Source organism: Arthrobacter sp. Y3221159 (genome assembly GCF_059089885.1).
The window spans coordinates 381,908-405,135 of sequence record NZ_JBNHFC010000001.1 but is presented as its reverse complement, the minus strand read 5'-3'; the positions used below and the strand labels follow the sequence as shown (position 1 = coordinate 405,135).

The following is a 23,228-nucleotide window of genomic DNA, read 5'->3' as shown; positions in this document are numbered from 1 at the left end:
TCGTGACCACCGTGCGGATGGCCCGGCGGGCAAGCTGCAGGCTCCTACTTGAGGATGCCCTTGTCCTTCAGCCAGGCTTCGGCTGCTTCCTTGGCACCCTGCTTCTGGCTGCCGCTGACGGCACGGTTGAGGTTGATCAGGTCCTCGGTGGTCAGCTGGCTGGACACGTTGTTCAGCGCCTCCTTGGCCTTGTCTGTCATCGTGGCCTCGTTGTACAGGGGGATGACCTGCTGGGCGATGAAGTTGTTCTTCGGGTCCTCGAGGACCACCAGGTCGTTGTCCGCGATGGACGGGGTGGTGGTGTAGATGTCGGCCACCTGGACCTGGTCCTCGAGCAGCGCCTTCAGGGTCAGCGGGCCGCCGCCGTCGCTGAAGGGCTCCAGCTTCTTGGGCTCGCAGTTGTAGTTCTCCTTCAGGCCGGGCAGCCCGTAGGCACGTTCGGCGAAAGTGGCAGGTGCCCCGACAGTAATCTCGCTGCAGACCTTGGCGAGGTCCTCGATGGACTTCAGCTGGTACTTCTCAGCCGTTGCCTTGGTGACCACCATGGCGTCCTTGTTTTCCGCCTTGGACGCGTCCAGCACGGCCAGGCCGTCCGGCAGCTTGTCCGGAAGGGCCTTGGCGATGTCCTCGGCCGACTCCTCCGTGGCTTCCTTGTCGACGTGCAGCAGCAGGTTGCCCGTGTAGTCCGGGACAACGTCAACGGAACCGTCCTGGACGGCCTTGAAGTAGACCTCGCGGGAGCCGATGTTCGGCTTGGTGGTGGCGGTGACGCCGGCGGCGTTCAGTGCCCCCGCGTACAGTTCGGCGATGATCTGGCTTTCCGGGAAGTCGGCCGAGCCGACCACCAGGGAGGTGGTCCCGCCCGTGGAACCGCCGGTGGTTTCCGGAGCCTCGCTCAGGGGATCTGACGAACCGCCGCACGCGGACAGCGCCATTGCCAGGCCGAGTCCTGCGGCCAGCCCGCCAAATGCCCGCCTTCCCAGGCGCGGGTGATGGCTTAGTTTCATGGTTTACCTCCTTGGACAACAGTCTCCGTAAGCACGGGGTCTGTGAGATCGGCCGCAGCCTGCTGGCTGCGGCGGGACTGCCCTGCTGCCCCTGGTGTCAGGAACAGCCGCTGGAACAGGGACAAAACAAGGTCGACGGCGATGGCCAGCGCTGCGATGAGCAGTGATCCGCCCAGCATTTGCGGGAAGTCGCTCAGGACCAGCCCGTCGAAGAGGTACCGGCCCAGGCCGCCCAGGTTGATGTAGGCAACCACCGAGACGGTGGCAATCACCTGCAGCACGCCGGTCCGGAAACCGCCAAACATCACCGTCAGGGCGTTGGGCAGCTCAGCGCGGAACAGGACCTGGAGCTCTGTCATCCCCATGGCGCGGGCAGCGTCCACCACGTTCCGGTCCACGCTGGAAATCCCGGCGTAGGTCCCGGCCAGGAGCGGCGGCACGGTCAGGATCACCAGCGCCCACACCGGGGGCATGAGTCCGATTCCTGCGAGCAGGACGAAGAGTGTCAACAGGCCGAGTGTGGGCAGTGCCCGCAAAGCCCCGGCCAGCGCCACGATCGCCACCCGGCCCCTGCCGGTGTGTCCGACGTAGAGGCCCACCGGGACCGCGATGGCCGCGGCGATCAGCATCACCAGGCCGGTGTACTGGAGGTGCTCACCCAGCCGTGCCGGGATACCGGCGGACCCGGTCCAGTGTTCCGGGTCGGCCAGCCAGGCAAAGGTATTGCTGAAGACGCTCACGCGTTCCCACCCCCGGTCTTCGGAGCAGCGGGCCTCCCGGCCGCGGCTGCAGGCTCAAGCGTGCCGGCGGCCAGGGGTTGCGGGCCGCGTCCCTTGCCGGTCCGCTCCCACGGCGTGAGGATGCGCTCCAGCAGGACCAGCAGCGCGTCCATCACCAGCGCCAGGAAGAGGATGGCAATGATGCCCACCACCACTTCGGTCACGAAGTCCCGCTGCAGGCCTGAGGTGAACAGCATGCCGAGGTTTCCGATGCCCAGCAGGGCGGCGACGCTGACCAGGGAGATGTTGCTGACGGAGACCACCCGCAGGCCGGCAAACAGGACCGGAAGGGACAGTGGCAGGTCAACCTGCAGGAACCGTGCCAGCGGTTTGTACCCCATGGCAACGGCGGTCTGGCTGATCTCAGCATCCACGGAATCGAAGGCGTCCAAAGCTGCGCGGACCAGCAGCGCGACGGCGTAGATGGTCAAGGCCACCACCACGTTGAGCGGATCCAGGATCCGGGTGCCCAGGATGGTAGGCAGGATGATGAAGAGGGCCAGCGACGGAATGGTGTACAGCAGCGAGGATGCAGTCAGCACCACGGAGCGGAGTGCGCGGTGCTGCCGGGCGAGCTGGGCCAAGGGGATGGAAATCATCAGGCCCAGGACCATGGGCACAATGGCCAGCACCATATGCTGGCCTGCGCGTTCGAAGACCATGCCGCTGTTGGCGAGGAACCACTCCATCAGAGCGCGGCCTGCCGCAACTGGCGTGCTTCCTCGATCAGCGCCAGGACCTCCCCGCCCCGGACGGCGCCCAGCACCCTGCCTTCGGAATCCACCGCCACGCCCAGGCCCGACGGCGACGACAGGGCCGCGTCGAGCGCTTTCCGCAGGCTTTCGCCGGGCCGGAACAGGGAACCGCCGGGTATCAGCCCGGTGTCGGTGCCGGGGGTCGACCAGCCGAGCGGGCGCATGTCCTGGTCCACCACCAGCTGCCACCCGCCGGCGGTTGCCGGATCGGAGACAGGGCCGGACGGGCCGCGGACGATGGTCGGCACCGGGTGGAGTGTGACGCCGTCGGACGGGGTGAAGCCCAGGTGCCGGAAGCCCCGGTCCCGCCCCACGAAGGAGGCCACGAAATCGTTGGCCGGCGCCCGGAGGATCTCCTCCGGCGTGGCGTACTGGGCCAGCCTGCCGCCCACGGCGAAGACCGCCACCCTGTCCCCCAGCGTGGTGGCCTCGTCAATATCGTGGGTGACGAAGACGATGGTTTTGGCCAGGTCCTTCTGCAGCCGCAGCAGTTCCTGCTGCAGTTCGTCGCGGACCACGGGGTCCACAGCGCTGAAGGGTTCATCCATGAGCAGGACCGGCGGATCCGCGGCGAGGGCGCGGGCCACGCCGACGCGCTGCTGCTGGCCGCCGGAAAGCTGGGAGGGGTACCGCTTGGCAAGGGGTCGGGCCAGGCCCACCACGTCCAGCAGTTCCTCGGCGCGCCTGCGGGCGTCGGCCTTGGACACCCCGTTCAGCCGGGGCACTGTGGCGATGTTGTCCAGCACCGAGCGGTGCGGCAGCAAACCGGCGGACTGCATCACGTATCCCATGGACCGCCGCAGCTCCGCGGCCGGCACCGAGGTGACATCCTTGCCCCCAACGGCGATGGTGCCGCTGGTGGGTTCCACCATCCGGTTGATCATCCGCAGCGAGGTGGTCTTGCCGCAGCCCGATGGTCCAACGAAAACCGTGATGGCGCCTTTCGCGATGGACAGCGAGAGGTTGTCCACGGCCGGCTGCCCGCCCTGGTACTGCTTGGTAACGCTCTGGAACTCGATCATCGCCTGGTCCATGGTGCGGACTTACCTGTTCTGTTGGACGGCATCTGATTGCACGCGACATTGTCATCAGCACGCTGATAGTTACGGTAACCCAATCCGGGGCCGGCATCACCGGTAGCGGCACCTAATCCGCGCAAAGGATTTCCTACTGTGACCATTCGGAGCCGCACGCGATCCGGACGGGCGCAGGACCGGATCACGGGCCGCGAAGTTAAGCACTGACCGCCCCGGCCGCACCGGCCTACAGTTGGAGGGTGACCAACTTGGAGATCTCACCCCAGCAGGAAGTCTGTCCGCCGGCGAGCGCCGAGGGGAGTTCGGGACCATGCCTGCAGCTGTGGCCGGAGCGTGAGGTCCCGCTGGGCGGGGTGCGAGCCATGAACGTCCAACGGACCCTTCCCCAGCGCGGCCTTCCCACCATCGGGGCGTGGTGCTTCCTGGACAGTTTCGGCCCGGACCGGACGGCAATGTCCGTCCTGCCGCACCCGCACATCGGGCTGCAAACGGTCACGTGGCCGCTTGCCGGCCACGTCCGCCACCGGGACAGCGTGGGCAGCGATGTTGTGGTCCGCCCGGGCGAGCTGAACATCATGACCGCAGGGCACGGCGTCTCCCACTCCGAGTTTGCTGTGCTCCCTCCTGCCGGCGGGGAATTGCCGCTGCAGCGCGGCCTCCAGCTGTGGGTGGCGCTGCCCAACGGCGAGCGGCACCGCGGGCCGGCGTTCGAGCAGCACCGCGACTTGCCCCGGGTAACCGGGGACGGCTTCACCGCAACCGTGATGGTGGGCGAGCTGGCCGGCGTGGCCTCCCCCGCCACCATGTACTCGCCCATCGTGGGAGCCGACGTGTCCTGTGAAGGCACCGCGGTGCTCCCGCTGAATGGGGACTTTGAGCACGGCATCCTGGTGCTCGACGGCGGGCTGTCGCTGGACGGGCAGGAACTTCGTCCCGGACCGCTGGGCTACCTTGGCACGGGCCGGCAGGAACTGCGGCTGCAGGCACTTCCGGGCACGCGCTTCCTGCTGATCGGCGGCGAGCCGTTCCAGGAGGAACTGCTGATGTGGTGGAACTTCGTGGGGCGGACCCACGAGGAGGTGGAGCAGGCCCGGGAGGACTGGGAAGCGCAGGCCGCATTGTCCGGAACCGATGCGTATTCCGCCAGGTACGGCCTGGTGCCCGGCCACGGCCCCGATGCGGGCGCCGAAGCCGGGCGCATCCCCGCTCCCCCGCTGCCGGCGGTGCGGCTAACGCCACGGAAGCGGGCCGTCTGATTCGCCGGAACCGGCGTCAGGCCGGCTCCGCCAGCAGCTGCAGCACCCCGAACACGGGCTCCTGGTCCAGGACCCGGACATCGGCGGCGCCGGCACTGGAAAGATGGTGGCGGAAGGAATCCTGCAGTGGTTCCACGTTCATGCCCAACCCGCCGCCCAGGATGACAGGGCCATCGAGCCCGAGCTGGCGGAGCACCTGCAGCGCCAGGTCTGCAAGATCGCGGCCGGCCTGGTCCAGCATGGCCTGGCTGCCGGCGTGCCCTGCGGCTGAAGCCGCCACTACGTGGCGCGCCTGCTGGGCCCAGAAACGGCGTCCGGTGTCCGTGGAGTGGAACAGCGCGATGAGCCGGTTGGGGTGGTCCACCCCGCAGGATTGCAGCAGCGCGGTGGTGAGTTCGTCTACGGGCAGTCCCTGGTTCATCCGCCGGAGGCTGTGCCTCACGGCTTCGCGGCCCAGCCAGTACCCGCTGCCTTCATCGCCCAGCAGGTAGCCCCAGCCGCCTGCGCGGGCCTCACCGCCGTCGGCGTTCCTGCCCCAGGCGGCCGAACCGGTCCCGGCGATCACTGCCACCCCGGTGCTGGCGTGGCCGGCCGCGAGCAGGAGGCGCGAGTCGTGCACCACGGTGACCAGGGCATCGGGAACGTGCGGCTGGATCAGCGATGCCAGGGCGGCCGCGTCCTCATCGGTGTCGATCCCGCCCGATCCCGCGTAAACCCGGGAGACTGCACCGCCGCCGATCCGGCCGAAGAGGTCCGCGATATTGCGGGCCGCCTCCTCCCGGCTGACATTCTGCACATTTGAGCTGCCCGCGGACTCGTCTGCAACCGGCACGCCGCCCTCGAAGCGGATGCCGTGGGTCTTGGTGCCTCCGATATCAAGGCCAATCACGACGCCGGCGAGCGGGCTGGGTGCGGACGCCACAGTCTTGTCGGTGGGCAGTGCGGAGGGGTTTTCGGTGTTGGTCACGTCACTAGGGTACTGGCCGGCACAGGCGCCAACCTGGCCGGGACCGGCCCTGGCTCCGTCATGTCTGTCCCCTCCTCCCGCTCAGCGGATACGCTGCCTGGCCAGTCCTGCCAGCAAGTGGGGTCCCTCACCAACCACCATGTCCCGGAAAAGCCGCACCGGCACTGGTTCGGCGCCGGCTTTCCTGCGGCGCCAGCTCAGGCCCACTTCCCTGAAGGCCAGCGGTGAGTCGAGTGGAACCTCCGTCCAGCCAAGGTTTCCGGTCTCCGGGCTGACGGTCCTGCCGGGCGCATCCCCTCCCGGTGGCAGGATGCTCACGCCCAGCCCAGCGGACACCAGCCCCCGGACGGTATGCGAATCCTGGCTTTCAAAGGCTATGCGCGGCCGGTACCCTGCCTCGCGGAACAGTGCATCCGTCAGGGAACGCATGCCGTACCCCGGCTCGAGTGCCACAAAGGGTTCCGTCCTGATGTCAGCCAGCGCCGCCGACCCCCGGCCGGCGAGCTGATGGCTGTGATGCACCACCAGGCGCAGCGGTTCCCGGTACAGCGGCGCGGACTGCAGGTTCGTGCCGTCCGCTCCCACCGGCGCCGTGAGTGCCAGGTCTGCCTCCCCGGCCGCCAGCTCCTCCAGGCAGGAATTCCGCGAACCCTGGCTCAGGGTAAAGACCGCGCCGGGATGCCGGCTCCGGAAGGCACTGATCAGCAGCGGCAGGGTGGCCTCGCCGAAGGTGTGCTGGAACGCCACGGAGATCCTGCCCCGGACCACCGACGATTCCTCGCGTACCAGGTCCAGTCCGGTCTGGAATTCGCTGAGTGCCTGCTCGATGTAAGGCAGGAGCGTCCGGGCTGCCGGGGTGAGCCGGACTCCCCTGCCGTCCCTCACCAGCAGTTCCGTGCCGACGGCGGCGCTGGCCCGTGCCAGTGCCCTGCTCACCGTGGACTGGGGCACTCCGAGAAGTTCGGCTGTTTCAGTGACGTGCTCCGTCCTGCCCAGCTCGGCGAGCACAGGCAGGAGGGGAAGAAGCTGCGCCAGCTGCCTGTGGTCTGTCTGCATGTCCTGGCTCCTCGCTGTGCCGTGCTTCAATCCGCTTCTGCTATCAGTTCTTCACAAATTATGCATTGGAGGCATGTATAGGCCCGGGCCTAGGCTAACGGAATGGCCTGTGAAGAAAGGGTGACCGGCAACCAATCGCCGCCCCGCTGGGACGGGCACGCCAAGGGATCCCGGGCCTACGGCCGGATCCTGGCCGGATTGTCCTTCGCCGGGGTGGCCACCTTTGCCCAGCTCTACTCCACCCAGGCCGTCCTGCCCCTGCTCGCGGCTGACCTGCACATCACCGCGGCCGAGGCTGCGCTTACCATCTCGCTGGCCACCGTGGGACTCGCCGTCACGGTGATCCCGTGGTCCTTCCTGGCCGACCGGATCGGACGGGTCAAGGCCATGACCTGGGGCATTTCGATCGCCACTGTCCTCGGCCTGCTGGTGCCGCTGTCCACGAGCTTCGGGATGCTGCTTGCCTTGCGGCTGCTGGAAGGCATGGCTCTCGGCGGAATCCCCGCCATCGCGATCGCCTACCTCAACGAGGAAGTGACCAAAGCGCACGCGGCGCTGGCGGCAGGCAGCTACGTCGCGGGCACCACCCTCGGCGGGCTTGCCGGCCGGCTCGTGGCAGGACCGGCCGGTGAGCTGTGGGGCTGGCGTGCTGCCGCTCTGGCCGTTTCCATCCTGGCCACCCTCGCCGCCGTCGCCTTCCTGGTCCTGGTGCCGGGGGCACGGGGCTTCGTCTCCTCACCGGGGGCAGGACTCGGCAGCGCATTCCGGACCCTCGGCGGGCACCTGCGCAACATCCGGCTGCTCGCCCTGTACGTCCAGGCGTTCCTGATGATGGGCGGTTTCGTCGCCGTCTACAACTACCTGGGCTTCCGGCTGTCCGGCGCGCCCTTCAGCCTGCCTGCCACGCTGATCAGCCTCATCTTCCTGGCCTACCTCTCCGGAACCGTGTCCTCACGCTGGGCCGCCGGGCTGACCACACGGTTTGGGCGGCGGAACGTCCTACTGGCCGGGCTGGCCCTTTCGACGGCGGGACTTGCCCTGACGCTTGTTCCCTACCTTCCGCTGATCCTGGCGGGCCTGGTGGTGTTCACGGGCGGTTTTTTCGCCGCGCACAGCATCGGCGCCGGCTGGACCGGAGCGATCGCCAGCACGGGCCGTGCGCAGGCAGCATCCCTGTACAACCTCGCCTACTACCTGGGGTCAAGCATCATCGGGTGGGCCGGCGGACTCGTTTTCCAGTCCTTCGGCTGGGTGGCCCTGGCGGCAGGGGTGATGGTCCTTGCCTGCCTGACCGGGGCGGCCGTCGCCGTCGTGCATCCGCGGACGCAAGGTGCAGGCGCCTGACCGGCTGGGACGGGCCCCTACGGCTCTACGGGCAGCGAATTAACTGCTCCGGCTGGAGGCAGTGTCGGTGCTGATATTCGGCGGGACCCGCGGCCAGGGGCGTCTTGGCGCAGATACAGCGGTCTAGGATGAATGCAGGACCGTTGGAAGGAACAGCAGTGACCACGAATCCCAGGAACATCAGGCCGGGAGCGCACCTGGAGCCGCTGGATGCTATTGACGAGCGGCTGCTCGAAGCCCTGGTGAACGACGCCAGGATCTCCAACAAGCAGCTTGCCGAACTGGTGGGGATCGCCCCTTCCACCGCCCTGATGCGGACCCGCGCGTTGTCCGAACGGGGCATCGTGCAGGGCTACGAGGCGAAGCTCAACCTCTCTGCCATCGGCCGGTCCGTCCAGGCACTTGTTGCCGTGCGGCTCCGCGCCCACGACCGCGACCAGATCGACCGTTTCACGTCCCGCGTTCCGCATCTGCCGGCTGTGCTGTCCACGTTCCACACCTCAGGCTCCGTGGACTACCTGCTGCACATCGCCGTCGGCAGCACCGAGGACCTCCGGGACTGGGTGCTGGACAACCTTGCCACGGACCCGGTGGTGGGGCATACCGAGACCACCCTGGTGTTCGAACACATCCAGGGCAACCACGGGCCGCTCCCGGAGTAGCGGCTTACCGGCCTAGCCGGACCGGCCGTGCCGCCGAACCGCCCGGACCAGCGTCAGGACGGCCAACGCAAGCGCGGCCGTACCGCAAACAAGGACGAAGCCGGCCACGGCAGCTTCCTGCCCGGCAAGTCCGGCCAACCAGCCAAGGCCAAGGACCGGGACGGCGCTGCCTAAGTAGGTGATGACGTAGACCGTGCTGACAGTTTGGGCGTGACGGGCCGGCTCCACCATGGCGGCAACCTCATTGAATGTGGTCCTGAAGGCCAGTCCCTGCCCGGCACCGGCAAAGACGGCAGCAACCACGAGCAGCAGCGGGCTGTGCCAAGCGCCCGCGGCCCCCAGCAGGAAGACGGATCCGCCGAGGACTGCCAGCCCTATAGGGATTGTGTAGCGTCCGCGGAGGGTCAGCACCTGGCTTAGTGCGGAGGCTCCAAGCGGCAGGGCGGCCAGCAGGCCGATCAACGGCCGGGATTGTGTGTCCAGCACCTGGGCGAAGTAGCCGGGCGCCAGGGAAAGGCAGAAACCGAATACTGCGAAACTGAGGAAGCCCACGGCCGATGCAAGCCAGAAAGCGCCCCTGGCGTTCCGCGGCACGGCGAGGGGCCGCGGCGCCAGCGCCTGCAGGGGCCGGGACACTGCCGGAAGCATGATGGCCGGCCGTGCCCGGATCAGGTAGAGCGGCACCAGGAGCGCCGCGAGGACCACCGAGTACACGGTGTAGGGGGCGGTGGTGGCACCGGGCAGCAGGGACAGCAGCCCGCCCAGAACAGGGCCGGCCGCTACTCCGCCGGCAGAGGCCAGCAGCGTGAAACGTGACGCCCACTCCGGACGCGAGGGCAGCAGCTCGCGCAGGGCGGCAGCACTGGCACCCGTGGCGAGTGCCACGGCAATGCCCTGCAGGGCCCGTCCCGTGCAGAGGGCGGCGAGCGTGTCCGCACCCGCGAACACCCAGCCGCCAGCCAACCCGGTCAGCACGGCAAGCAGCAGCGCAGCGCGGCGTCCGATGTGGTCGGACCAGTGCCCGGCCAGCATCAGGGTGGCCACCAGCGAAAGGACGTAGCTGGCGAACGCAGCGGACACATCCAGCGAGCTGAGTCCCAGCTCCGCCTGCAGGAGTGGATACAGCGGCGTAGCGAGATTGGCGCCCACCAGCAGGACGAAAATGACGGCGCCTGCCATCACAAGCCGTGCCGTGGTGGACGCGTCCCACCCGGCAGATGTGGCAGGGGCCGGGCGCATCCGGAGTTCGCTGAAGACCGTCATGGTGCCGCCTTTGGTTCTGCCGCGGCAGGTGGTCCCTTGTGGGAGCCCGGCGCGGAGTGGATATGCGATGGTTCCAGATTGGGGTATTACTGCTCGATTGGTGCGAAATCAGTGACAGGATTGAGCAGGATCATCAAAAGTTCTGTACCGCTGTGATGGAGAGTGACCATTTGAACAATCTGGACCCCACTGACCTCAGGATCCTGCTGGCACTGATCCGGGACCCCCGTATCCAGATCGGCGATTTGAGCGAATTGGTGGGCGTGGCCCGCAACACCGCCCAGTCCCGGGTCCGCCGGCTGATCCGTGCGGGTGTGCTGCGCCCGGGCGGCCGGGAAGTGGATCTTGAGGCCGTGGGCTATGACGTGGTGGCTTTTGTGACCATTGAGGTCTCGCACCGTGAACTGGATGGTGTGGTCGCCGCGCTGCGGCTGATCCCCCAGGTCCTGGAAGTCCATGAAATTTCCGGACGCGGCGACGTTTGGTGCCGGGTGGTGGCCACGGACACCCACAACCTGCAGGCATCGCTGCGGCAGGTCCTCCGCATCAAGGGCGTCATCCGGACCGAAACGGTGCTGGCGCTGCACACCCATATTCCCTACCGGACCGAGCCCCTCATTAGCGGCCTCACCAAGTCGACGGGCGGCTGATACCGGATCCGCTGCGGCGCCTCGGGACCTGCCTCCCCTTCCGGCCGGCTCCGGACGGCTAGGATTTCTTGAATGGATTGGCTCTCTTACGTCTCACAGATCAACTGGCTCGCGGTCTTGCTGGCTTTCGTGGCCAGCATGGCCATTGGCTTCATGTGGTACATGCCGGCCGTCCTGGGCAACCGGTGGATGGCCGCCATCGGCAAGACCGAGGAGGATCTGAAGAACATCGGTGGCGGAGCAGGAATCTGGCTCCCCATGATGCTGGCTTCGGCGCTGACCGTCATCCTCCTGGCCGTCCTCATCAGCAAGCTGGGGCTGGATAGTGCCCTGGCAGGAGCCTGGTTCGCGCTGGTGTTGGGACTTGTCTTCCGTGCCGGAGGCCATGTGATCCACAACGGTTTTGCAGGCCGCCCGGCTGCAGTGACAGTGATCGACGCCGGCCATGACCTGGTGGCGATGGCCGTGTCCGGCGCCATTATCGGAGCGATGTCCTGACCATCGTGAGCACGTACAGCGAAGGCACCTGCGCATGACCATCATCGACAATGCCGTCTACGTTGACGGCGTCCGCCATGCCGAGCCGGAAAACCTGGAGCAGACATTCGAGACGCTGGCGCACCACGGCGGGATGGCGTGGATTGGGCTGTACCGTCCCACCAAGGTTGAGATGGCCGCCGTGGCCGCGGAGTTCGGGCTCCACGCCCTCGCGGTGGAGGATGCCATCTCAGCCCACCAGCGCCCTAAGTTGGAGCGCTACGGGGACAACCTCTTTACCGTCCTCCGGCCGGCACGCTACCTGGACGCCAGTGAAACAGTGGAATTCGGGGAACTCCACATCTTCACGGGAAAGAACTTCGTGGTCACCGTGCGGCATGCCGAGACGGCCGGTGTGGCCCGCGTAAGGAAACGGCTCGAAGGCAGGCCTGACCTTCTCCGGCACGGCCCTGAAGCGGTGCTGTACGCCCTCCTGGACGCAGTGGTTGACGATTATGCCCCGGTAGTCGCAGGGCTTGAGAATGACATCGACGAGATCGAGGACCAGCTCTTCAGCGGCGATTCCACCGTCTCCCGCCGGATTTACGAACTGGCCCGGGAAGTGATCCAGTTCCAGCGCGCCATCCATCCCTTGCCGGACATGATGCACCAGCTCAAGCGGGGCTTCGCGAAGTACGGTGTGGAAAGCGAGCTCCAGCACAGCCTGCGCGACGTGGAGGACCACGTTGAACGGGTGATCTCCCGGGCAGACTCGTTCCGGGACCTGCTGCAGAATGCCCTGACGCTTGACGGCACCCTGACGGCCAACCGCCAGAATGAGGCCAGCGCCGCGCAGAACGAGCAGGTCAAGAAGATTTCCTCCTGGGCCGCCATCTTGTTTGCGCCCTCGTTCGTGGCCGGGATCTACGGCATGAACTTCGACTACATGCCCGAGCTGCACTGGGCCTTTGGCTACCCGATGGCGATCGGCCTCATGGCGGCGGTGGGGGTGGGAATGTATGGCATCTTCAAAAAGAAGGGCTGGCTGTAGGGTCCTGGCCATCCCGCCTCCCGAGAGAACTGGCAATTACTGGCCATCAAAGGGCGCGGCACAGGGTGGACTGGCAGATCCGGGATTCCAAAGAAGAACACCTCGGTCCGAAGACCGGGGTGTTACCGAGGACAGAACCATCCCAGAAGGACGACCCCACTCCTCACATTTGTGGAGCTAAGGGGATTCGAACCCCTGACCTCTTCGATGCGAACGAAGCGCTCTACCAACTGAGCTATAGCCCCGGAACGGCCACTTGGTGCAGGTGCTGGACCGGTGACCCTAGGCTACAAATTTTCCCGTCCCAATGCCAATCCGCACCCTGGTGAGGGGCAGCAGCACCCCGGATGCCGCCGTCGTACCGCCCGCCAAGGTTTATGCGCGGCGGCGCTGCAGGACGTCGTCGAGGTTGCTCAGTGCGCTCTGTGCCTTGCTGAGCTGCTGGGCTTCTGCAGCCGGTGCAGCAGCGGCAGGCGTCCCTGCTGCACCCTGCTTCAGGGACGGCTTGCCCACTGCCTTCGGCGCGGCCGGCAGCTCAAGCGGCTCAGGCTCTGGGCGTTCGGCCTTGGCGGCATCAACGTATACAGGCTTCGGAACCTCTACCGGCTCCCAGGGGGTACCGGCGGGAGTCCCCGATGCCGCCGCAGCCGCACTCGGATCACCCGCCGCAACGGCAACGGCCAGGGCTGCCTCGCGAAGTTCCTGGGCTGTCAGCTGCTGGACCTTCGGCTGGTGGGCCTCGGCGTCAAAGAGCGGGCTTTCCCGGGGAGCGGGGGCCGACTCCGGCTTCGGCGGAATCCTTTCGGATACGTGTCTAACCGGCGGTGCGCTCATAGCCGAGCGAAAAGCCGCGTTGACCTTGGCCTTGCGGTCGCGGACAGCCAGCCAGCGCAGGATGGCGACGGACACCGCCGTCAGTGCCGCACAGGCCAGCGGCAGGAAAGGTGAGCCGAGGCCAAAAGGCAGCAGAATTGCGGAAACCAGTGACGTCATCAAAGACAGGAGTCCGGCAAGCGCCAGTGCGGTCCGGCCGTAACGGATCCGGAGGCGGCCGGCGGGTGCCGGGCCGGCAGGCTTGGCGGAGGGTCCGGCGCTCTTCCTGGCTTCCATGGGCTTCTCCTGCTGGGCGGCGACGTTCAGTACCAGACCGGCTGGCTGATCCGGTCTTTCCTCGGCTGGGGCGTCTGCCAGAAAATCACCGGCGGGCTGGAACTGGTGCCGGCGGTTCCGGAGGACGTAGGGGGCAACCCACACAATCCAGAGCACGACGGCAACCACAAGGATCACTGAGCTGCTAAGGGGGAAGTCCACACTCAAAACCGTATGAGCATCAGGCCTCCTGCTGCGGCATTAGCCGCGGTGTGTCGCAGGCCGGGGAGCAAATGAGTGGATTTATGACGGCCTGGTGGCGAGCCAGCGTGTCAACAGGCCTTCCGGGACCTCTTCCGATGTCAGGGCGAACGACCGGTGGTCGGCCCATTCGCCGTTGATGTGGAGGTAGCGGGGCCGGTAGCCCTCGTCCCGGAAGCCCAGCTTCTCCACCACCCGCAGGCTGGGCGCATTTTCAGGCCGGATGTTGATTTCCATCCGGTGCAGCCCCAGGGTCTGGAAGCAGTGGTCGGTCACCAGGGCCACTGCAGTGGGGGCGATTCCGCGCCCGGCCCTGGCCTGGTCCACCCAATATCCCAGGGTGGCCATCATCGCCGACCCCCACACGATGGAGGAGACCGTCAACTGGCCGATGATTGGCGGATTTCGCAGCCCCGGAGTTCTCTCCGTGATCACGAAGGGCAGGGCGGTGGCCTGGGCGGCCTGCGTATTCAACGAACGGACCATCTGCCGGTAGTCCGGAAGGCCTGCGCGCGGGTCCGGGTTGGACGCCTCCCACGGTGCAAGCCAGTCGCTGTTGCGGGACCTGACCTCCGTCCACTCCTTTTTGTCCCGGTACCTGATGGGCCGCAGGACCAGGTCGCCGCACTCCAGGGTTACGGGCCAGATGGGGCCGAATCGCACAGCTGCTACTTGGACAGGCCGTCGGTGAACCCCGGCAGCCACTCCCGCAGGCCCGGGCCGAGGTCCTCGCTGTCGATGGCGAGCTGCAGGCATGCCTTGAGGTAGCTGAGCTTGTCGCCCGTATCGTAGCGGCGTCCCCGGAACACAACACCGTAAACGCCGCGGCCTTCGCCGCTCCCGGTGGCGAGCTCCTGCAGTGCGTCCGTCAGCTGGATCTCTCCGCCGCGTCCGGGGCCGGTGCGCTCCAGAACTTCGAAGACGGACGGATGCAGGACGTAGCGGCCAATAACAGCAAGGTTTGACGGCGCTTCATCAGCGGACGGCTTCTCGACCAGCCCGTTGACCCGCACAAAGCTTTCGCCGTCGATGTCCTGGATGTCCGCACAGCCGTAGGAGCTGATCTGTGACGGTTCCACCTCGATGAGGGCGACCACAGACCCGCCGGTCTTGGCCTGGACATCGATCATGGTGCTGAGCAGTTCGTCACGGGCATCAATGAGGTCATCCCCCAGCAGCACGGCGAAGGCTTCATCGCCAACGTGCTGCTTGGCCCGGAGGACGGCGTGGCCCAGCCCATTGGGATCGCCCTGGCGCACGTAATGGATGTCGCCAAGGTTGCTGGCCGCCTGGATGGACGCCAGTTTCTCAGTGTCCCCTTTGTCGGCAAGCGTTGACTCCAAGGCCGGGACCCGGTCAAAGTGGTCCTCCAGAGCCCGCTTGTTACGTCCCGTGATCATCAGAACGTCATTCAGCCCCACCTGCACGGCTTCCTCCACCACATACTGGATGGCAGGCTTGTCCACCACAGGCAGCATTTCCTTGGGCATAGCCTTGGTGGCAGGAAGGAACCTGGTGCCCAGACCGGCAGCGGGGATGACGGCTTTGCGGACTCTCGGGTTACGGGTACTCACCGGACTAATCTAACGTCAGCGTCAAGCATTCAGTAATCAACGGACCGGCGGGCAGCCGCGCCGGAACCGGCGTACCAACCCCCCAGCACGGGTAATAAGGAGACACAATGACCCAACAGCAAGCCACCGCCAAGGACGACATCCGGACAGCCCACCGCCGGCGAAGGGCAGCACTGACCCCTGAAGAACTGGAAGCCGCCGGCGCTGCCCTGGCCATGCATGGTGCCGCCTGGGCCGAATCCATGTCCGGCGGAAGGCCGGCGACGTTCTGCGTGTATCTCGGTACTGGCGTCGAGCCGCCCACGCTGCCCCTCATCGCCGCCCTCCACGGCAACGGCCACAAGGTCCTGCTCCCCGTTTGCGAGCCGGGCCGTGAGTTGAGCTGGGTTATCTGGGGCCCGGACAGCACCCTGGAACGCAGCAGGTACGCACCCATCATGGAACCGGTTGGGCCCCGCCACGGACCGGATGTTGCCGGCGAGGCCACAGCACTGTTCATCCCTGCTACCGCCGTGGATCTCGACGGCAACAGGGTGGGCCAGGGCGGCGGCTACTACGACAAGTTCCTGGGCCACCTTGCCACCGCCGGGAAGGAAATCCCGCTGGCCGCTGTTATCTATGACGATGAACTCCTCCCGGCGGGCCGGATTCCTGCCGAGGAGTTCGACCGTCCTGTTCCCGCCGTCCTTGTCCCGTCGGGGCTTAGGCCGTTGGGCAAGATCGCATAAGTCAGGCGGGTGGCCGCAACGGGATGATAGAATTAGCACTCAGGCCCTGCGACTGCTAATGGATTACCAGGTGGCAGCACGGGACCTCTCGTTTGCCCAAGAGGAGGAGCACCAGTGCCAACATATGCTTACGCCTGCAAGGATTGCGGCCACGCCTTCGACATCGTCCAGTCGTTCTCGGACAGCTCACTGACGTCGTGCCCGGAATGCCAGGGCGCGCTGCGCAAGAAGTTCAACAGCGTGGGTGTCGTGTTCAAGGGCTCCGGCTTCTACCGGACCGATTCCCGGGACTCCAAGGGCAACACCGTCTCCGCAGCGCCGGCTTCTTCCACGCCTGCTCCGGCAGCGGCACCTTCCGCTCCCGCTCCGGCAGCTGCGGCTGCCGCCAGCTGATTCCGGCTTCCGCCGTTACGACGGCGGCCCTGCACCGATGGGACATTGTCCACATAGGTGCGGGGCCGCTGTCTTTTGCATATTTGGGGCGCCTAGCGTGGCGGCATGCCTGCTCATCCCTTCCGTGCCCGCCGGGAAGCTTCCGGATTCCTTCGACGTCCCGGCCGGCCGGTTCCCTCCGGCCGCTCCATTGCCCGTCCCAATGCCAGGTTTGGCGGCTGGCTGAGCCGCAACCGCCGACTTGCCATTGCCCTGTTGCTGTGTGCAGCGGCGGCACTCACCGTCCACCAGCTCACGCCGGCACCGGTCCACACCGTCACCGCACTGGCCGCCGCCCGGGACCTGCCTGCCGGGTCTGCCCTTGCGGCCACTGACCTTTCCGCGATCCAGGTTCCTCCGGGCATGCTCGCGGACGGCGTCCTGCGCGAACCCGGCGAAGCGTCCGGCAGGCAGCTGGCTGCCCCGCTGCGCAAGGGCCAGCTGCTGGCGGATGCCCAGCTGCTGGGGCCCGGCCTCCTCACCGGCAGTCCTGCCGGCTCAGCTGCAGTGCCCCTTCGGATGGCGGACCCGTCGTCCATCCAGTTGGTTTCCCCCGGGCAGCTGGTGAACGTGGTGCTGACCGGGGGGAACGGTTTCGACCAGCAAACACCGTCCGAAGTCCTGGCCGCGGCGGTGCCCGTGCTGTGGACCTCGGCAACCGGCGGGCAGGGCGGGCAATGGCTTGGCACGCAGGAGACTGACGGCCTGATCGTCGTGGCCGCCAACGCGGAACAGGCGGCCCGGCTGGCCGGTGCCTCCACGCAAGGCAAGCTGTTCTTTGTCCTGGTCGGACCGCCGTAACCGGCTGCCTCCTTCAGGCGGCGCCGGGGCCTACGAAGGTGTCACCCCCAGTGCGGCGGCTTCTGTTCCTTCAGCCATGCGTCATGGTCATCGTCACGGTCGCCCCACGCCCGCGGATCATCCTCGGCAGCCCGGGCGGGCAGGATGCCCTCCGCCGGCTTCTGGCCGGCACGGGCGGCCGACGCAGGCGCTTCCGCTGTCTCGTCACCGTCTGCGGGCGGCGCTTCGCTGTTGGTGCTGTTGGTCTTCTCGTCGCTGCCCACCGGGGCCGCCTCCTTGCTGTCCTGCCGGTCCGCGGCGGCTGCCTGATGACCGGCACGTGCTGCGTTGCCGGCCCGCCGTCCGGAAGCCGGGCCCGGGAAACGCGTAACGTTCGATGCCGGAGCGGACTCCGCCACGGCATCAATATCATTCAGCGCCTGGTCGACGTCGTCGTCAAGGAATCCGGGCGAAGCCACCCGTCCCGGAAGTACAATCTTTTCCAGTCCGAGGTACTTGGCGATCCGGTCTGCACAGGCGGACGGATCGGTGAAAACCTCGATGGTCCACAAGGGCATGTACCGCCAGCCAAGCCGTTCGAGCAGCTGGGGACGCAGCCTGCTCCGCTCCCGGACACTCATGGTGCGGTACTGTTCCGTGCCGTCGGACTCGATAGCCACCGGCCAGGGAAGATCGGCGTCGTCCTGGCCCATGGTGTTCAGCGGATCGGCGGCGGCCACCACGTCGATGGCGCCGTCGTACTGGTGCCAGACCCGCGCACCGCGTGCCCGCAGCCGGTCGCCCAGGTCCGCCACGAGCGGGTCGGCGCCGAGCGCCTGTTCGCTGGCGGCAGCGCGGGACGCGGGCGTACCGAGATCCGTGTTGCCCGAGATTTCCCGGTCCAGCAGGGCATACAGGTCCACTGCCCCGTGCGTGAGCCGGGTGTGGTCCAGGTCCTCGGGCCGGAAGCACGTCAGAACGTGCATCGAGCGCCGGGCGCGGGTCATCGCGAGGGCGAACTTTTCCCGCCCTCCCTCGGCGGACAGCGGCCCGAAGCTGTGCAGGGCGCGCCCATGCGGTGTCCGGCCGAAGCCCGGTGAGAAAATGACGTGGTCGCGCACCAGGCCCTGGGCCCGCTCAAGGTCCACCACCCGGAACGACTCCGGGCCCGCGCCGAAGAACCCGGCGAGTCCGGGGTGGTTGGGCAGCTGGAGCCTGATGGCCTCACCGATCCGGGCAGCGTGGCGAAGGCTGGCGGTCACCACGGCCAGCGAGGTGCGCGGGCGCAGGCGGGCGTGTTCGAAGACCAGCTCCACCACCCGGTTGACCTCGGCCACCACGGATTCAACACCTTCATGGTCGGCGCTGGGCAGCCCGGTTCCGTCCGGCAGGTACTCCACCAGCAGGGACCGGTCCAGCCCCGTGGCCGACTGTCCCTCCGGCAGCCGGCGGAGCCCGCCGTCGTAGAAGTTCTTGCTCAGCTGCAGGACCAGGTCCTCGTCCACCGCTCGGTAAACGAAGTTTAGCCGCCACACCGGCAGCACGGCGGACAGCGCGGTGAAGGCACTCTCCACCCGCTGATGCGCTGATTCACCGGGCGCCAGCCGCTCCACACCCACTGTGAAGGTGCGCGGGCTGGCGATGCGGGCGTCACCGAAGGCAATCACCTGGCGTGCGCGCGCAATGGAGGGAAGTACCGCCTGCAGCGAGGTGGCTTCGGCGTCGAGGATGACCACGGCGTCGAAATGTTGCTCTGCCGGTAGCAGCCCGGTCATCAGGTACGGGCTGACGGACCACACGGGCACCAGGGTACCGATCAGGTCCGGGGCCTGGGCGGTCAGCGCCGGCAGCGACACGCGGCCGTCTTTGAGCAGGCTGCGCAGGAGGTCGGCCTGGCGGGGCTGCCCGGCGATCGCGGCGCGCCAGCGCTCGGCAAGGTCCCAGCGGAGCCGGGCCGCCCCGCTGGCTATGTGCGCATTGTCCGCGAGCCGGTACTCGGCTTCGAGCTGCCGGAGGGCGTCGCCGTCGGACATCGCCAGGTAGTCGTCACCGCTGATCATCGCCTCAAGCGCAGACTGCCACCAGGCGAGCTCCAGCTCGGCGGCGACGGAAGCGGCGGGTACTTCCCGCTCGGCCAGGTCAGCCAAAAGCTCCCCCAGCCCGTGCTCACGCATGTTTTCCACCAGCAGCGTTCGTTCCGGCAGGGTCTTGAGCGTGTCCGTATCCGCCACCAGCCGCTCAAGGCGGTCCATGAGTTCCCCGTACCGGACCGTGGAGAGCGAACCGCCCGCCTCGGTATGCTTCAGGGCCTCTCCCAGCTGGGTGAGCTCTCGGTCCAGTTCCCGGTACATGGCGTTCATCTCGGCAAGCCCGGACGGAACAGCCGGGTGCCGCTGGGTGGTGGCGTAGCCTGCCCACAGGGCCCGCTGTTCCTGAACCAGGACCAGGGAGCTGTGCAGGTCGGCGATGTGGACGCCGGGCCGGACGTATTCCTTGGCGACCCTGCGCAGCCTGGACCGCTGCATGGAGGTCATCTCGATGCCGCGTTCCCGCCGCCAGGCGGAAGGGGCGGTGGCGGAGATGAGGTCGGTCACCGGCCGGTCGAAGATGTCCGGGGTGAACTTGTCCAGGCTGCCGCGGACTGCCACCAGCAGTTCCAGCTGCTCGCCCCATTCGGCGAAGGATTCACCGAGGCGGATCTCGGCGTGCTCTGCCACGGCATTCATGCGCTCCCGCAGGGCAGGCAGGCTCTTCGCCACGGAACGGACCAGCTCCTGGGCTTCCTCGGTTTCCTTCCGGGTGAGGAGCCGTGCCCCATGCCAGGGGCTGGTGGTTGCGGCCTTGCTGAAGCTGCCCAGTTCCGCCGCACGGCGCAGCCTTCCGGCCAGTTCGTCACGGTCGCGGATGCTGTCCAGGACGCTCCGCTTGAGCCGGACCGTGGTGGCCGGGGCGGGGTGGATGGAAGTCAGTTCCGCCAGCGACTGCATGGCTTGGTAAGGCGAGCATCCCCACCGCTGCCGGACATTGTGCAGCGAGGCCACGTGGTCCATCAGCGCGTGGCGGTGCTCGGTCAGGGTGGCGTGGAGGTTGCCGAGCTGTGGTTCCAGCGACTTCTCGTTGCGGACGATGGCCCGGACCAGCTGGCCTTTCAGCTGCTGCGCGGTGACGTTCCCGGAGAGCTGGAACAGGATGGATTCAAGGCCCAGGGACTCCAGCTGGCCGGACACCTCGTTGAGGCTGGCGCGGCGGTCACCCACTACCAGGACGGTCTTGCCGGCATCCACCAGGGCGCCGATGGTGTTGATGGCCGTCTGCGTCTGCCCTGTGCCCGGCGGGCTGCTGACCACCAGGGAATCACCGGCGCGCGCAGCATCAATGACGTACTGCTGGTCCGTGTCCGCATCCAGCAGGAGCAGCTCGTCCTGGGGGTGCCGGCTGTCCAGTGGCGGGAAACGGGACGGATCCGGTTCCGCCACGTCCACCACTTCTCCTCCGGCTGCGGTAGCCAGGGCAGACACGATGGGATTGGAATCGTTGATCCAGGGGTCGTCCAGGTTGCCGGACAGGTCCGCGAAGGTGGACACGAGCAGGTTGTGCTGGGCCTCGGCGCCATGGATGGGCCGGATCAGGGTGCCCAGCCGGTCCAGTACAGGCTGCGGGTCGAAGCGGGCGGTGCTGTAGGCCAGCCGGGTGACGGCGTTGACGTCGAACACGATGCCGTGGATGGTCTTCAGGTGCCGGACCAATGCCGGGTTGATGTGCGCCTGCTCCGTCAGCTGGAGCTCGTAGTCGTCTTCGCCCGGTCGGACGGTCAGGGAAATCGCGGTGAGCATGACGGGCGCCGAGATACGCTGCGGCTTGCCGCCGACGGCGGACGTCCACACCACCGTGCCGGCCGAGAGGTAGCCGGCGTCGATCCCGCGGTCGTTGGCGAGTTCGAAAATCTTGGAGCGGATGTTGCGTGAGGCCCGCGCCGCCACGAGGTACTGCTGCCGGTCCCGGATCAGGGTGGACAGGCGGGTGCGGCGCCCGGCCATGAGCTGGGCAAGACCGGACGGGTGCGCGTGGGTCAGGTCAATGGAGCCCTCAGGGGTCTTGGTGAAGCGCAGCATCGTGTCTGCACCCGTGACGGGTTTGAGCCCGGACAGCCATTTGCGAAGCTCTTCCGAGCCTTCCGGGTGGCCTTGACCAACTGACACTACTGCCTTCTTTTCTGCGCTTGCGCGTGACGCCCTGGACCATACCGGCATACGTTCGAGCGTAGCCGCTCCGGCGCCGGACTCGAGAGACCGCAACACTGGAGTGCCCGAAATTGCGGAGATTTGATCCGGAAACAGGAGTGGCCGGCCTCCGTATCGGAGGCCGGCCACTCAGAACGCTATTCCCATTCGATGGTTCCCGGCGGCTTGCTGGTGACGTCCAGCACCACGCGGTTGACGCCGTCCACCTCGTTGGTGATCCGGTTCGAAATCCTGGCCAGGAGGTCGTACGGGAGCCGCGACCAGTCAGCGGTCATGGCGTCCTCGGAGGAGACAGGGCGGAGCACGATGGGGTGGCCGTAGGTGCGGCCGTCACCCATGACGCCCACGCTGCGGACATCGGCCAGCAGGACCACGGGCATCTGCCATACGTCGTTGTCCAGCCCGGCAGCGGTCAGCTCGGCCCGGGCAATGGCGTCGGCCTTGCGCAGCAGGTCCAGGCGCTCCTTGGTGACTTCGCCGACGATCCGGATGCCCAGGCCTGGTCCGGGGAACGGCTGGCGGCCCACGATCTCCTGCGGCAGCCCAAGCTGGGCGCCGACGGCGCGGACCTCGTCCTTGAACAGTGCCCGGAGCGGCTCGACGAGTTCGAACTGCAGGTCCTCGGGAAGCCCGCCCACGTTGTGGTGGCTCTTGATGTTCGCCGCACCTTCGCCGCCGCCGGATTCGACGACGTCCGGATACAGTGTGCCCTGGACCAGGAACTTGATCTTCTCGCCGTGTGCCGCGGCCTCGGCGATGATGGCCAGCTCGGCCTCTTCGAAGGCGCGGATGAACTCGCGGCCGATGATCTTGCGCTTGGTTTCGGGATCGCTGACGCCGGCGAGGGCGGACAGGAAGCGCTCCTGCTCGTTGGCGACGTAGAGCTTCACGCCGGTGGCGGCAACGAAGTCCCGTTCCACCTGTTCGGCTTCGCCTTCACGCAGCAGGCCGTGGTCCACGAAGACACAGGTGAGCTGGTCACCCACGGCGCGCTGCACCAGGGCAGCGGCGACGGCTGAGTCCACGCCGCCGGAGAGGCCGCAGATCACGCGGGCGTCCCCCACCTGCTGGCGGATGCGCTCCACCTGTTCCTCGACAATGTTGCCGGTGGTCCAGTTGGCTTCGATCTTGGCGCAGTTGAACAGGAAGTTCTCAAGCACCTGCTGGCCATAGGCGGAGTGCTTGACCTCGGGGTGCCACTGCACGCCGAACAGGCCCTTTTCCTCGTTGGCGAAGGCAGCCACTTCGGCGCCCGCCGTCGTCGCCAGCACCTCGAACCCCTCCGGGGCCAGGTGGACGGAGTCACCGTGGCTCATCCAGGTCTTCTGGTGCTGGGGCATGCCCTCCAGGACGGAGCGTCCCTCGCCAAGGATGGTGGTTTCCGTGGAGCCGTACTCCCGCAGGCCGGTCTTGTCCACCTTGCCGCCCAGGGCGTTCGCCATGGCCTGGAAGCCGTAGCAGATGCCGAAGACCGGCACACCGGCCTCGAAGAGGTCGGCACCTACGGTCGGGGCGCCGTCGGCGTAGACGCTGGAGGGCCCGCCGGAAAGGATGATGGCGGCCGGATTCTTGGCGAGGAGCTGCTCGGTGGAGTAGGTATGCGGAACCACTTCCGAATACACGTTTGCTTCCCGGACGCGGCGTGCAATCAGCTGCGCGTACTGGGCACCGTAGTCAACTACCAGCACCGGCTTTTGGGAAGTCTGGGATGCAGTGGGAGTAGTCACCGTAATAGCCTACTTTGCGCCGTTGCACCGGCGCACCTTGAGAGGCGGTGCTGTGACGGAGCAGACGTCCGACGGCGGGCGGTGGCCCGGGC

At 67.2% G+C, this 23,228-nt stretch carries 21 protein-coding genes and 1 tRNA gene; 9 read left to right on the top strand and 13 right to left on the bottom strand.

What is annotated here, in order from left to right:
• Window positions 1-44 precede the first annotated feature (44 nt).
• The 4 genes from AC5RT3_RS01905 to AC5RT3_RS01890 are packed head-to-tail and all read right to left on the bottom strand — an operon-like array spanning window position 45 to window position 3,575.
• Complete coding sequence (locus AC5RT3_RS01905) at window positions 45-1,007, bottom strand: ABC transporter substrate-binding protein (RefSeq protein ID WP_494050908.1); 963 nt, start codon at window positions 1,005-1,007, stop codon at window positions 45-47.
• The gene (locus AC5RT3_RS01900) at window positions 1,004-1,747 is read right to left on the bottom strand and encodes an ABC transporter permease (RefSeq protein ID WP_494050909.1); all 744 of its coding nucleotides are present in this window, start codon (window positions 1,745-1,747) and stop codon (window positions 1,004-1,006) included. Before AC5RT3_RS01900 ends, AC5RT3_RS01905 begins: the two co-directional genes overlap by 4 nt.
• Complete coding sequence (locus tag AC5RT3_RS01895; RefSeq protein ID WP_494050910.1) at window positions 1,744-2,475, bottom strand: ABC transporter permease; 732 nt, start codon at window positions 2,473-2,475, stop codon at window positions 1,744-1,746. The genes AC5RT3_RS01900 and AC5RT3_RS01895 overlap by 4 nt, the downstream gene beginning before the upstream one ends.
• Window positions 2,475-3,575 carry an ABC transporter ATP-binding protein gene (locus AC5RT3_RS01890; protein ID WP_494050911.1) on the bottom strand — a complete coding sequence of 367 codons (1,101 nt, stop codon included), beginning with the start codon at window positions 3,573-3,575 and terminating at the stop codon, window positions 2,475-2,477. The genes AC5RT3_RS01895 and AC5RT3_RS01890 overlap by 1 nt, the downstream gene beginning before the upstream one ends.
• Before the next feature lie 242 nt (window positions 3,576-3,817).
• Between AC5RT3_RS01890 and AC5RT3_RS01885 the strand changes: the two genes are divergently transcribed.
• Window positions 3,818-4,834 carry a pirin family protein gene (locus AC5RT3_RS01885; protein WP_494123355.1) on the top strand — a complete coding sequence of 339 codons (1,017 nt, stop codon included), beginning with the start codon at window positions 3,818-3,820 and terminating at the stop codon, window positions 4,832-4,834.
• Between the two features lie 16 nt (window positions 4,835-4,850).
• On the opposite strand, the gene AC5RT3_RS01880 is transcribed toward AC5RT3_RS01885, so the two are convergent.
• Together AC5RT3_RS01880 and AC5RT3_RS01875 are read right to left on the bottom strand one after the other, a co-directional pair.
• Window positions 4,851-5,801 carry an N-acetylglucosamine kinase gene (locus AC5RT3_RS01880; RefSeq protein ID WP_494123354.1) on the bottom strand — a complete coding sequence of 317 codons (951 nt, stop codon included), beginning with the start codon at window positions 5,799-5,801 and terminating at the stop codon, window positions 4,851-4,853.
• A gap of 81 nt (window positions 5,802-5,882) precedes the next feature.
• Window positions 5,883-6,857 (bottom strand): LysR family transcriptional regulator, encoded by a 975-nt coding sequence (locus AC5RT3_RS01875; RefSeq protein WP_494050914.1) that lies wholly within the window; start codon window positions 6,855-6,857, stop codon window positions 5,883-5,885.
• 102 nt (window positions 6,858-6,959) lie between these two features.
• On the opposite strand from AC5RT3_RS01875, the gene AC5RT3_RS01870 reads away from it, so the two are divergent.
• Together AC5RT3_RS01870 and AC5RT3_RS01865 are read left to right on the top strand one after the other, a co-directional pair.
• Window positions 6,960-8,201, top strand: coding sequence for an MFS transporter (locus AC5RT3_RS01870; RefSeq protein ID WP_494050915.1), 1,242 nt, complete (start codon window positions 6,960-6,962; stop codon window positions 8,199-8,201).
• Between the two features lie 158 nt (window positions 8,202-8,359).
• The gene (locus AC5RT3_RS01865; protein ID WP_009356995.1) at window positions 8,360-8,863 is read left to right on the top strand and encodes an Lrp/AsnC family transcriptional regulator; all 504 of its coding nucleotides are present in this window, start codon (window positions 8,360-8,362) and stop codon (window positions 8,861-8,863) included.
• A gap of 12 nt (window positions 8,864-8,875) precedes the next feature.
• Here the strand turns inward: AC5RT3_RS01865 and AC5RT3_RS01860 are convergent, their stop codons facing one another.
• Window positions 8,876-10,126 carry an MFS transporter gene (locus AC5RT3_RS01860; protein WP_494050916.1) on the bottom strand — a complete coding sequence of 417 codons (1,251 nt, stop codon included), beginning with the start codon at window positions 10,124-10,126 and terminating at the stop codon, window positions 8,876-8,878.
• A gap of 170 nt (window positions 10,127-10,296) precedes the next feature.
• Between AC5RT3_RS01860 and AC5RT3_RS01855 the strand changes: the two genes are divergently transcribed.
• From AC5RT3_RS01855 to corA, 3 genes are all read left to right on the top strand, one after another.
• On the top strand, window positions 10,297-10,776 hold the full coding sequence (locus AC5RT3_RS01855; protein ID WP_494050917.1) for an Lrp/AsnC family transcriptional regulator: 480 nt from the start codon (window positions 10,297-10,299) through the stop codon (window positions 10,774-10,776).
• A 72-nt stretch (window positions 10,777-10,848) separates the two neighbouring features.
• On the top strand, window positions 10,849-11,274 hold the full coding sequence (locus AC5RT3_RS01850) for a DUF1761 domain-containing protein (protein ID WP_494050918.1): 426 nt from the start codon (window positions 10,849-10,851) through the stop codon (window positions 11,272-11,274).
• A 34-nt stretch (window positions 11,275-11,308) separates the two neighbouring features.
• Complete coding sequence (corA, locus tag AC5RT3_RS01845; RefSeq protein WP_494008850.1) at window positions 11,309-12,304, top strand: magnesium/cobalt transporter CorA; 996 nt, start codon at window positions 11,309-11,311, stop codon at window positions 12,302-12,304.
• Between the two features lie 172 nt (window positions 12,305-12,476).
• Here the strand turns inward: corA and AC5RT3_RS01840 are convergent.
• From AC5RT3_RS01840 to galU, 4 genes are all read right to left on the bottom strand, one after another.
• Window positions 12,477-12,549: transfer RNA gene (locus AC5RT3_RS01840), tRNA-Ala, on the bottom strand.
• Window positions 12,550-12,679: 130 nt separating this feature from the next.
• On the bottom strand, window positions 12,680-13,591 hold the full coding sequence (locus tag AC5RT3_RS01835) for a hypothetical protein (RefSeq protein WP_494051345.1): 912 nt from the start codon (window positions 13,589-13,591) through the stop codon (window positions 12,680-12,682).
• Window positions 13,592-13,696: 105 nt separating this feature from the next.
• Window positions 13,697-14,317 (bottom strand): GNAT family N-acetyltransferase, encoded by a 621-nt coding sequence (locus AC5RT3_RS01830; protein ID WP_494050919.1) that lies wholly within the window; start codon window positions 14,315-14,317, stop codon window positions 13,697-13,699.
• A gap of 5 nt (window positions 14,318-14,322) precedes the next feature.
• The gene (gene galU / locus AC5RT3_RS01825) at window positions 14,323-15,228 is read right to left on the bottom strand and encodes a UTP--glucose-1-phosphate uridylyltransferase GalU (protein ID WP_494050920.1); all 906 of its coding nucleotides are present in this window, start codon (window positions 15,226-15,228) and stop codon (window positions 14,323-14,325) included.
• A gap of 107 nt (window positions 15,229-15,335) precedes the next feature.
• Between galU and AC5RT3_RS01820 the strand changes: the two genes are divergently transcribed.
• From AC5RT3_RS01820 to AC5RT3_RS01810, 3 genes are all read left to right on the top strand, one after another.
• Complete coding sequence (locus tag AC5RT3_RS01820; RefSeq protein ID WP_494050921.1) at window positions 15,336-15,956, top strand: 5-formyltetrahydrofolate cyclo-ligase; 621 nt, start codon at window positions 15,336-15,338, stop codon at window positions 15,954-15,956.
• Window positions 15,957-16,070: 114 nt separating this feature from the next.
• Entirely contained in the window at window positions 16,071-16,349 is a 279-nt protein-coding gene (locus AC5RT3_RS01815) for an FmdB family zinc ribbon protein (protein WP_494008854.1), read from the top strand.
• Window positions 16,350-16,454: 105 nt separating this feature from the next.
• Window positions 16,455-17,189, top strand: a complete 735-nt coding sequence (locus AC5RT3_RS01810) for an RcpC/CpaB family pilus assembly protein (RefSeq protein ID WP_494050922.1) — start codon at window positions 16,455-16,457, stop codon at window positions 17,187-17,189.
• Window positions 17,190-17,230: 41 nt separating this feature from the next.
• Here the strand turns inward: AC5RT3_RS01810 and AC5RT3_RS01805 are convergent, their stop codons facing one another.
• Window positions 17,231-21,418, bottom strand: a complete 4,188-nt coding sequence (locus AC5RT3_RS01805; RefSeq protein WP_494123353.1) for an AAA family ATPase — start codon at window positions 21,416-21,418, stop codon at window positions 17,231-17,233.
• Between the two features lie 128 nt (window positions 21,419-21,546).
• A complete protein-coding gene (gene guaA, locus AC5RT3_RS01800) occupies window positions 21,547-23,136 on the bottom strand; it encodes a glutamine-hydrolyzing GMP synthase (RefSeq protein ID WP_494008857.1) in 1,590 nt (529 codons plus the stop codon).
• Window positions 23,137-23,228 lie beyond the last annotated feature (92 nt).